The sequence below is a fragment of the Streptomyces sp. NPDC002144 genome, assembly GCF_053593695.1.
The window spans coordinates 63,004-73,307 of record NZ_JBSFDB010000039.1; the positions used below are offsets into that span (position 1 = coordinate 63,004).

Consider the following 10,304-nt stretch of genomic DNA (forward strand, 5'->3'; position numbering starts at 1 on the left):
CTTGGCGCGCACGACGTCGAAGGACGACTCCACGACCTCGGCGACGACGCGCGGCCGGGCAGTACGTGAAGCTGAGGACGAGCAGATGCTGTGGCGGCAGGCACGGCAGAGGGCGCTGAGCGAGGACAGGGCACGGCGCGAGCCGCCCCCGCCCAGCCGCACCGTCACCGGCCCCGCCGAACTGCTGGGATGAGCCGGCCCGGACGACCGAGGTTCACCCGGGTGAGGTGCTCGACGACGCCGGGAGGCCCAGCCGTCCGCGTACGCGCACCGGACCCGCGCCTACGCGGGCCGTTGTCGCATGCCCATGGTGGCGTGCCCGTGCCCGTGCTCGGCGAGTGAGCGCCGGGCCTCCTTCGCGTCGAGGGGCTTGTCCAAGGTGCAGGTCTCGGTGCAGCGGCCGCGGTCGCTCTGGTGGCCGCCGAGGTGAAGGCGGGCAGCTGGCTGCACCGCCACTTGCCACCTAGGGCCGCCTCGAGCCCGCGCAGTGCGACCTGCTCGCCCACCTCGGCCTCACCCCCGGCCAGATCGACCTCGACCGCCCGCACACTCCAGCCGGGACGCCCGCCCGCGCGGCGGCGCTCCTTCGCCCAGACCGTGCAGATCCTCGCCCTGTTCCTTCAGCAGTGGCAGCGCACTCCCGGCGCCCGCCCCGTCAGAACGGGAAGTCGCGCGGCTGTCCGCGCAGGCTGATCCAGCGGAGTTCGGTGAACTCCTCGGCTGCGAAGCCCGTGCCGAAGCGGCCCCAGCCGCTCTCCTTCACACCGCCGAAGGGCATGTTCGGCTCGTCGTTCACCGGTTGGTCGTTGACGTGCACGATCCCCGCTTCGAGACGGCGGGCGATGTCCAGGCCGCGATGGGCGTCGCCGGTCAGGACACCCGCGGTCAGCCCGTAGCGGGAGGCGTTCGCGCGCTCCACCGCCTGGTCGGCGTCGTCGACGGTCTCCAGGATCACGACCGGGCCGAAGGTCTCGTCAAAGGCGAGTTCGGCATCCTCGGGGACGTCGGTCAGGACGGTGGGCGGGTAGCACGGCGGCTCCGCCGTGCCCCCGGACAGGAGACGGGCCCCCATCGAGACGGCCTCCTGCACGCGGCGGTCCAGGAGGGACAGCGCCCATTTGTTGATCACCGGTCCGACCACGGTGCGTGGATCCTTCGGGTCGCCGACGGGCAGGGCCGCCGCCTTCTCGGTGAACAGGCGGGTGAACTCCTGCGCGATCGGTCGCTCGACGTAGATGCGGCGGGCGCACATGCACACCTGTCCCTGGTGCACGAACGCACCGTAGATCGCGGCGTCGACGGCGTAGGCGAGGTCGGCGTCGGCGAGGACGAGGAGCGGGTTGTGGCCACTGAGCTGGAGGACGATGCGCTTGAGGTGACGTCCTGCCGTCTCGGCGAGGCGGCGGCCGGTGGGCGTGGAGCCGGTGAAGTTGACGCGGCGCACCGCGGGGTGGGAGAGGAGCGCGTCCGCGATGGCGCCGGCGTCACCTGGGGCGTGGGTGATGACGTTGAGGACGCCTGCGGGGAGCCCGGCCTCGGCGAAGATCTCCGCCCAGAGCGTGCCGCCGGTGAGAGGGGACTCCTCGGACGGTTTGAGGACGACCGTGTTGCCGAGGGCGATCGGGCCGACGACGCTGCGGCCGGCCAGCACCAGGGAGGCGTTCCACGGGGCGATGGCCGCGACCACTCCGACCGGCTGGCGGACGGCGAGCGCCCGGGTGCCGGGGATGTCCGAGGGCAGCACCTGGCCGACGGCGGTGTAGGGGAGCCCGGCGGCCTGGCGGAGCAGCGAGACGCTGAAGTCCACCTGAACCGTCGCGAAGTGGCCGCCGCATCCCGTCTCCCTCCTCAGCAGGGTCATGACCTCCTCACGACGGCGGTCGAGGATGTCACCCGCGCGCAGCAGGACCCGCTGTCGCTCGGCCGGCGGCACCTCGGCCCACCCGGCGAAGGCCCTCTGGGCGGCGTCCACCGCGCGGCGGGCGTCCTCAGCGTCGCCGGCGGCGACCGTCGCCATGACGGATCCGGTCCAGGGGTCGTGGTCGGGGTAGGTTCCTCCGCCCAGCGGCTCGGTCCACTCACCGCCGATGTGGTGGCGCACCGTGACCGGGAGATCCGGTCGGCCTGGGTCCGTCGCCGTGGGGTCGGGAACGTTCACCTGGTCAAGTCTCCCTCGGTGCCGACTGGGGACGGGCCCCCTGCCGCCGCAGATGGTAACCGACAGGTAGCAACTGGACATGCAGCCGGTCGTTCAGCAGGCTCCACAGCCCACGCGGCAGGAAGAGGGCGAAGGCGACGGCGGTCAGGCCCAGCCCGATCAGGTACCAGGCTCCCTGGTCGGCGAAGAAGTACTGCACGGTGAAGAAGAGGACGGCGCCGATGATCGGTCCCTCGAAGGTGCCGATGCCACCGACCAGCACCATGAAGATCATGTACGCCGACCATTGCACCCCGAAGATGGACTGGGGCTGGATGAACAGGGTGTTGGCCAGGGTGAGGGCCCCCGCGGCACCGCATCCGAAGCCGGCGAGGACGAACAGCATGAGCTTGAGCGGTCTGACCCGCACGCCGAGCGAGGCAGCGGCGTCCTCGTCGTCGCGGATCGCCTGCAGCGCCGCGCCAGTGCGGTGCCGCAGCAGGAGGAAGAGCAGGACGAGGAGGAGGACGGCGAAGCCGAGGGTGAGCCAGTAGGTGAAGGCGCGGCGCACCTCGGGCGCGTAGCCGCTCAGCCCCTGGAGGGAGATGCCGGTTCCGCCTCCGAGGCTCTGGTCGAGCATGACGAACAGGGCGATCGCCTCGGCGACGACCCAGGTGCCGACGGCGAACTGGCCGCCGCGCAGCCGCAGGACGAGCAGGGAGAGGACCACCGCGAGTACGGCGGAGGCGAGGGATGCGAGGACGACGGCAAGGTACGGCGGCACACCGCGCTGGGTGAGGTAGATCGTGCCGTACGCGCCGAACCCGATGAATGCCTGCTGGCCGACCGAGACGAGCCCGGCGTATCCGGCCAGGGCGTTCCACATGACGGCGAGGATGAGGAAGATCAGCAGGCTGGTGCATTGCTGGACGACGTTCGCGCTGAGCACCTGGGGGACGGCGAAGAGGGCGATCGCGCCGAGGACGAGGGCAGTGGAACCGATGCGGGACGCCAGTCCGGCACGCTGGACGGACCATGCGCCGGACGGGGATGGGGCGGCTGCGGTGGTCATACGTGGGCTCTCCGGGTGGCGATGAACCGGCCGCGGGGGCCGGCCAGGATGACGAGGAAGACCAGGTGTCCGGCGAGGATCGAGTACTGCGGGTCGATCCGGGCGCCGAGGGTCTGGGCGATGCCGAGGACGACGCCACCGGTCAGCGTGCCCCACAGGGAGCCCAGGCCGCCGATGACGACCGCTTCGAAGGCGAAGATGAGCTGGGTCGGGCCGCTGGAGGCATCGAAGGTGGAGTGGACGGCGAGGAAGGTGCCGGCCAGGGCGGCGACCGCGACGGCGATCGCGGCGGCGCGGGCGTACACGGACGCCGCGGGTACGCCGACGAGCGCGGCGGTGTCCGGGTCCTGGGCGGTGGCGCGCATTTCCCTGCCGAATCCGGTGTGCTGCAGCAGGAACTGGAGCGCGCCGAGGACGGCGACGGCGACGGCGAGGATCAGCGCGCCCAGGTAGGGGACGGACAACTCCTCGGTGATCTTCCAGCTGCCGGTCGACAGCGAGCCCACGGACGGGCCGAGGGAGCGCACGTCCGGGGAGAAGATCTGCAGCAGGGCGTTCTGCAGGACGATGGCGAGTCCGAAGGTTGTCAGCAGTGGGGTGAGTTCTCCGCCGCGCAGGCTGCGGGCCAGGACGGTGCGCTGGAGGGCGTAGCCGAGGGCGAGCATCACCGGGAGCACCGCGAGCAGCGCCAGGAACGGTGACACGTCGGCCCGGTCGAAGATCCACCAGACCCCGAACGCGCCGAGGACGGCGAGGTCGCCGTGGGCGAGGTTGATGATGCGCATGACGCCGAACAGCAGGGACAGGCCGCAGGCGAAGAGGGCGTACAGGCCGCCGAGGAAGAGGCCCTGGACGAGGGCGTTGATCCAGCTCATGTCCGCTCCGAGGAAGGGTGGGCCGCCGGTGTGCCGACGGAGGCGGAGGTCGTACCGGCCCGGCCGAGGCCGAAGTAGGCGTCGGTGACCTGGTCTCGGGTGACCTCACCGGCGGGGGCGTCGAGGACGACGCGGCCTTCGAGCATGCAGACCACGCGGTCCGCGACCGTCATCGCGCGGCTGAGGTCCTGCTCGACCAGGAGGACGGTCGCGCCGTCGGCGATGAGTGCCGTGAGCGACTCGTAGACGGCGTCGACGGCGACCGGGGCGAGGCCGAGCGAGACCTCGTCGACCAGGAGGAGCCGGGGGTTGGTCATCAGGGCGCGGCCGATGGAGGTGGCCTGCTGCTGGCCGCCGGACAGGCTGCCCGCCCGCTTGTGGCGGATCGGCCGCAGCAGCGGGAAGGTGTCCAGGACGGCGTCGACGCTCCATGGCCCGGGCCTGGCGCGCCGGCCGGCGACGAGCAGGTTCTCCTCGACGGTGAGGTCGGGGAAGAGCTTGCGGCCTTCGGGGACGAGGGCGAGGCCACGCCTCACGCGCCGGTGCGCCGCCAGGCCGGTGATGTCGTCGCCGTCGAAGGTGAGGGTTCCCCCGGCGGCCGGGTGAGCCCCGGCCACGGTGCGCAACAGGGTCGATTTTCCCGCCCCGTTGGCGCCTACCAGGGCGACGGCCTCACCGTCGGACACTGCCAGCGACAGGTCCCGTACCGCAGGGAGGAGTCCGTGGCGGGCGTCGAGGTGGGAGATGTGCAGCAGGTCAGCCATGGCTGCCCCTTCCCAGGTAGGCGTCGACGACATGCGCGTCGCGCAGGACCGCCTCGGGATCGCCCTCGGCGAGGACCCGTCCGGCGTCCATGCACACCAGGCGGTCGATGACCTGGACCAGGACGTGGACGATGTGCTCGATCCACACGATGCTGATGCCGAGGTCACGCAACTGCTTGATGGTGCCGACGAGTTCGGCGGCCTCGGCGTCGGTGAGGCCGCCGCCGATCTCGTCCAGCAGCAGGACACGCGGGTCGGTCGCCAACGAGCGGGCGAGTTCGAGCCGTTTGCGGTGCAGCAGGCCGAGGCTCTCGGCGCGCCGGTTGGCGAGGTCGATCAGTCCGCAGAGTTCAAGGACTTCGACGCACCTTCGGTGGGCGGCGCGGCGCGACAGCCGGGTGCCGTAGGAGGCGCCGACCAGTACGTTCTCCAGCACGGTCATGCCGCGGAAGGGGCGCGGGATCTGGAACGCCCGGCCGATCCCCTGACGGCATCGCAGTTCCGGTCGCAGCGGGGTGACGTCGTGGCCGTCGAGGTGGATGGTGCCCTGGTCCGGTGTGACCGATCCGGCCAGGGCGTTCAACAGGGTGGTCTTCCCGGCGCCGTTGGGGCCCACGATGCCGACGGCCTCGCCGGCGCCGACGCGGAAGTCGACGCCGTCAAGGACGCGCAGGTCACCGTAGTTCAGAGTGAGGCCCGACCCCACGAGGACGGGCTGGACGTCCTCCGTCCTCGTGGGGTCGGCCGCCGGGGTGCTCACGGCGCTCACGCGGTGTACGGGCGCAGACGCGCGGCGACGGGGACATTGCTGTCGCACGCGTTCTCGCACACGACGAAGTCCAGCTTGTATGGGCTGCCCTTGGCCGCCTGCGTCCACTGCCCGCCGAGGATGGGGGTGGCCACCACGTTGGCGTTGGGTCCCTTGCCCCACTGGAGCCTGCCGACTGGGGTATCGACGTCGAGACCGGCGATCGCCTTGGCGACGGCCTTCTTGTCCCTGGGGTCGGTGGCGGCCCGGAACGCGGCCGCGGCGGCGTCGAACAGGGCGAGACTGGCTCCGAGTTGCTGGGTCCATTGCTTGCCGGACGACTTCTGGTAGCCGTCGGCGAGGTCCTTGGACGAGATCTTGGTGAGGGAGGAGCTGTAGGGGAAGGTCGGGGTCCAGTAGGCGCCGCTCGCGATGCCGATGCCTATGGGGCCCAGCGCCTCGATCTGGGAGGGGAAGAGGCCCGTCTTGGCGACCTGCACGATTTTGGGCTTGTAGCCCTGCTGCGCCGCCTGCCGCCAGAAGGTGGCGAAGTCGGAGGGGATGGGGAAGGTGTTGAAGATCTCGCAGTTCTCGGACTTGAACTTGGCGATCTGCGACGAGTAGTCGTTGGTGCCGTCGGTGTAGGCGCCGGGGTCGACGATGTCGTAGCCGTTCTTCTTCAGCAGGGGTCCGAGGGCGTGCCGGATGGCGTTGCCGTCGGAGTCGTTGGGCCACATGACGCCGGTCTTCTTGTTCGTCGTCACCTGCGGCCACAGACTCGTGTACGCCTGGTGGAACTGCTCGACGCCGAAGCAGAAGTGGAAGGTGTACTTGAAGGCCTGCTTCTGGTCCGGCTTGGCTCCACGGCCGAAGTACCAGGCTTCCCAGGGGACGACGGTGGAGATGCACGGGACACCGGCGGCCTCGCACGCGTCGGAGACCGGGTTGACCGTCTCCGGCGTCGACGTGGTGAGCATCAGGTCGATGCCCTCGGCGTTGATCAGGTCGTTGGCCACCTGGGAGCCGCGCTGCGGGTTGGACTGGCCGTCCTTGTCGATGATCTTGACCTGGTACTTCTTGCCGCCGATGGTCAGGCCGTCGGCGAGGGCCTTGCGGGCCAGGCTGAGCACGTATGCGTCCGGCTCACCGAAACCGGCCGCGGGGCCGGTGCGCGGGCTGACGAACCCGATCTTCAGCGTGCCGGCTTCACTGCTGCCGCCGCTGTCGCCGCTGCCGACCTTGCACGCGGCGAGCAGCGGACTTGCCAGGGCGAGTCCGGACATACCGAGGCCCGCCGTGCGCAGAATCTGGCGTCTGCTGGGTTCGGGGGCCGGTTCGGACATAGGAGACTTAGGCATGTTTGCCCTCCTGGTGAACCAAAGGTGGGGGGAACGTAGGAGCGGCTGTCACGAAAGTCAACGCGGCGTTCTAATAGATGAAACATTCGGCGCTACCATGCGGCATGACCTCACGGACACCGTCGTCGGGATCCGACGAGCCCATGACTCCCCTGGCATCCGAGGACTCCGAGGACCCCGCGAAGCCCCCGAAGCCTGCCGCCGCAGGCTTCTCCCAGTCACTCGAACGCGGGCTGCTGATCCTCTCCTCGTTCAGCGAGAACCGCCCCGTGCTGGGCATTTCCGACCTGGGGCGCGCGGTCGGCCTGAACCGCAGCACCACCTACCGGTATGTGGCGACGCTCGCCAAACTCGGCTACCTCCAGCAGGATCCGGACTCGCGGAAGTACTCCCTCGGGCCCCGGGTCGTCGACCTCGGGTTCGCCGCGATCAACTCCATGGAGATCACCCGCGTCGCCGGGCCGTTCCTCCAGGCCCTGTCGGACGAGACCGGCTACACCGTGAGCATGGCCGTGCTCGACGGCCCGGACATCGTGTACGTCGACCGGCGGCGCAGCGGTCGCGCGAGCACCTTCGCCATGGGCCTCCACCTGCACGTCGGCTCCCGCCTTCCGGCCTACTGCACCTCGATGGGCAAGGTGCTGCTCGCCCACCAGGAGCCGGCCGTCCTGCGTGACCTGGTCGATCGCACGGACCTCGCCCGACGGGGACCGAAGACGATCACGGCCCGCGAGCAGCTCATGGTGGCGCTGGCGCGGGTCCGGCGCACCGGGTTCGCGCTGAACGACGAGGAACTCGCGCCCGGGTTGCGGTCCTTGGCCGCGCCGGTGCGGGACCGGTCCGGCACCGTGGTGGCCGCGGTCAATGTCGCGGTGCACCTCACGGTGTGGAACGCCTCGGTGGAATCGGTGATGTCGCGGCTGGAGGCTCCCCTGCGGCGCGCCACGACAGAGATCTCCATCCGGCTCGGGCACCGGCCGCAAGCCTGATCCGTAGGGATCCGCGCGATGTCGTTTGAATAATTGGAACATGTGTCGCTGCATACGGAACAGCGTGAACTCATTTCATTGACACCGGCTCCGGACGAGCGCAGACTCACGCAGCCATCGCTCTGTGGACATTCCTTCACCAGGAGAACAGAGCAGAGCCGTTCCCTGTGGCGAACCGAAAGAAGCCCTTCATGTCCCTCACCCGTGAACTGCACATCGGCGGCAAGGACGTGCCCGCCCTCTCCGGCCGCACAGCCGAGGACGTCAACCCCTACACCGGCGAGGTCTACGCGACCGTCGCCGCGGCCGGCCCGGAGGACGTGACCCGGGCCGTGGACGCCGCCGACGCGGCGTTCGCCGAATGGGCCGCAGTCACGCCCTTCGCCCGTCGCGCGATCTTCCTCAAGGCGGCGGATCTGCTGGACGCACGTGCCGAGCAGGTGGCCGAGATCATGGCCCACGAGGCCGGCGGTACGCGCCCCTGGGCGTTCTTCAACGTGGCGCTGGCGGCGAACATCCTGCGGGAGGCGGCCGCCGCGATCACCGCTCCGCGCGGTGAGGTGCTCAGCGCACAGGAGGAAGGCACGCTGGGCCTGGCGGTGCGGGAACCACTGGGCGTGGTCGCGGCGTTCGCGCCGTGGAACGCCCCGGTCATCCTCGGTGTCCGGGCCGTGGCGGCACCGCTGGCCGCCGGCAACACTGTGGTCGTCAAGCCGAGCGAGGACGCGCCGATCGCCTGCGGACTGCTCGTCGCGGACGTGCTGCGCGAGGCGGGACTGCCCGACGGGGTACTCAACGTCGTCACCAACGCCCGCGAGGACGCGGCGGAGATCGCCGAGGCACTGATCGCCGATCCCCGGGTACGTGCCGTGAACTTCACCGGCTCCACCGGCATCGGCAGGATCATCGGCACCCACGCGGCGAAGCACCTCAAGCCGGCCCTGCTCGAACTCGGCGGCAAGAACGCGGTGATCGTCCTGGACGACGCGGACGTGGACTACGCCGTCGACGCCGTCACCTTCAGCGTGTTCATGAACTCCGGGCAGATCTGCATGTCCGGCGACCGCATCCTCGTACACGAGTCGCTGGCCGAGGAGTTCACCCGGAAGTTCACCGCCAAGGTCGCCTCCCTCCAGGCCGGGGACCCTGCCCACCCGCACACCGTGGTGGGCCCGCTCGTCACCACCTCCGCCGCACAGCGCGTCGCCGCTTTGGTGGAGGACGCGGTCGCCAAGGGCGCCACCGTGCTGGCGGGCGGCGGACGGCCGGAGGGCGCGGTGCACGCGGCGACCGTGCTCACCGGCGTTCCCAAGGACGCGGACCTGTACTACGCAGAGTCCTTCGGGCCGGTCTGCGTCGTCGAGACGTTCGGCGACGACGACACCGCCGTGGCCGTCGCCAACGACACCGACAATGGCCTGACCTGCGGCATCATCACCGAGAACGCCACCCACGGGCTGAGCGTCGCCCGTCGTGTCCGGACGGGCATCGTGCACATCAACGACCAGTCCGTGGCCGACGAGCCCCACGCGCCCTTCGGCGGAGTGAAGGCCTCCGGGTACGGCCGGTTCGGCGGACGATGGGGCCTGGAGGCGTTCTCCAACACCCGTTGGGTGACCATCGCCACCCAGCAGGCCCACTACCCCTTCTGAGGTGCGGGGGCGGCGGGCGGGTCCGAACCGGTGTCCTCGTGGGCACCGTGGGACCCGCTCGTGGCCAGTCCCCTGATTCCGTTGCGGAAGTCGATCGGGGAACGCCCCGTGCGTTGCGCCGCGAATCAACCACAGTGGCTCTGTCGCGCTCCACGGAACTCACCTCTTCCATGCGCCGCATCTCCCGCTCTGCCGCTTCCAAGTGCCCGAGGTCGAGGGCCATCGCGGCGCGCCCGGCGACGTAGAAGATGTCCTGGCGGATCCGACAGCCCAATGCGAACCGGGCCAAGGCACGGCGCAAGGTCGCCAAGGTGCGCGCGCGGATCGCCGACCGGCGCCGCGACTTCCTGCACAAGCTGTCGACTCGACTCGTCCGTGAGAACTGTGAGAATCGGCGGGTGCTGCCCCGGGCGGCGGCCTGACCCGCGTGAGAACGGACCGTGGTGTCCTGATTTGGATCTGTCGGTCGCTGGCTCGGGGCGGTACTTGCTGCCACCGGCCCGGCGGGACGTGTCCCGATAGGGGCCTTGCCGTGAACAGGGCGCCGTCACAGTTTTGACCGCCCCGACCGGTCCGGTGTCGGCCATCCGATGCTCCAACCAACAGGAGGCGGACCGACCGTGGCCAGTATGCCCACCCGTGCGCACACCAGACAGCAACACCCACACGACGAGGTCATCCTCGGGGTCGACACCCACAAGGACGCACA

At 70.3% G+C, this 10,304-nt stretch carries 10 protein-coding genes and 1 pseudogene; 4 read left to right on the forward strand and 7 right to left on the reverse strand.

What is annotated here, in order from left to right:
• Position 1 precedes the first annotated feature (1 nt).
• Positions 2 to 193, forward strand: a complete 192-nt coding sequence (locus tag ACWCQ1_RS39595; protein ID WP_451028558.1) for a hypothetical protein — start codon at positions 2 to 4, stop codon at positions 191 to 193.
• Positions 194 to 282: 89 nt separating this feature from the next.
• Here the strand turns inward: ACWCQ1_RS39595 and ACWCQ1_RS39600 are convergent, their stop codons facing one another.
• From ACWCQ1_RS39600 to ACWCQ1_RS39630, 7 genes are all read right to left on the reverse strand, one after another.
• Complete coding sequence (locus ACWCQ1_RS39600) at positions 283 to 450, reverse strand: hypothetical protein (protein WP_451028559.1); 168 nt, start codon at positions 448 to 450, stop codon at positions 283 to 285.
• Between the two features lie 205 nt (positions 451 to 655).
• Positions 656 to 2,158, reverse strand: coding sequence for an aldehyde dehydrogenase family protein (locus ACWCQ1_RS39605; protein WP_451028560.1), 1,503 nt, complete (start codon positions 2,156 to 2,158; stop codon positions 656 to 658).
• A gap of 4 nt (positions 2,159 to 2,162) precedes the next feature.
• On the reverse strand, positions 2,163 to 3,209 hold the full coding sequence (locus ACWCQ1_RS39610; protein ID WP_451028561.1) for a branched-chain amino acid ABC transporter permease: 1,047 nt from the start codon (positions 3,207 to 3,209) through the stop codon (positions 2,163 to 2,165).
• Positions 3,206 to 4,084, reverse strand: a complete 879-nt coding sequence (locus ACWCQ1_RS39615) for a branched-chain amino acid ABC transporter permease (RefSeq protein ID WP_451028562.1) — start codon at positions 4,082 to 4,084, stop codon at positions 3,206 to 3,208. Before ACWCQ1_RS39615 ends, ACWCQ1_RS39610 begins: the two co-directional genes overlap by 4 nt.
• Positions 4,081 to 4,848 carry an ABC transporter ATP-binding protein gene (locus ACWCQ1_RS39620; protein WP_451028563.1) on the reverse strand — a complete coding sequence of 256 codons (768 nt, stop codon included), beginning with the start codon at positions 4,846 to 4,848 and terminating at the stop codon, positions 4,081 to 4,083. The genes ACWCQ1_RS39615 and ACWCQ1_RS39620 overlap by 4 nt, the downstream gene beginning before the upstream one ends.
• Entirely contained in the window at positions 4,841 to 5,617 is a 777-nt protein-coding gene (locus ACWCQ1_RS39625) for an ABC transporter ATP-binding protein (RefSeq protein WP_451028564.1), read from the reverse strand. Before ACWCQ1_RS39625 ends, ACWCQ1_RS39620 begins: the two co-directional genes overlap by 8 nt.
• Positions 5,614 to 6,954: an ABC transporter substrate-binding protein gene (locus ACWCQ1_RS39630; RefSeq protein ID WP_451028565.1), complete on the reverse strand. Its 1,341-nt coding sequence runs from the start codon at positions 6,952 to 6,954 to the stop codon at positions 5,614 to 5,616. The genes ACWCQ1_RS39625 and ACWCQ1_RS39630 overlap by 4 nt, the downstream gene beginning before the upstream one ends.
• A 143-nt stretch (positions 6,955 to 7,097) precedes the next feature.
• Between ACWCQ1_RS39630 and ACWCQ1_RS39635 the strand changes: the two genes are divergently transcribed.
• The 3 genes and pseudogenes from ACWCQ1_RS39635 to ACWCQ1_RS39645 form a co-directional block, all read left to right on the forward strand.
• Positions 7,098 to 7,943, forward strand: coding sequence for an IclR family transcriptional regulator (locus ACWCQ1_RS39635; protein ID WP_451028566.1), 846 nt, complete (start codon positions 7,098 to 7,100; stop codon positions 7,941 to 7,943).
• A gap of 191 nt (positions 7,944 to 8,134) precedes the next feature.
• Positions 8,135 to 9,595, forward strand: a complete 1,461-nt coding sequence (locus ACWCQ1_RS39640; protein WP_451028567.1) for an aldehyde dehydrogenase family protein — start codon at positions 8,135 to 8,137, stop codon at positions 9,593 to 9,595.
• 272 nt (positions 9,596 to 9,867) lie between these two features.
• Positions 9,868 to 9,978: pseudogene (locus ACWCQ1_RS39645) on the forward strand (transposase); the annotation flags it as partial.
• Between the last annotated feature and the right edge of the window lie 326 nt (positions 9,979 to 10,304).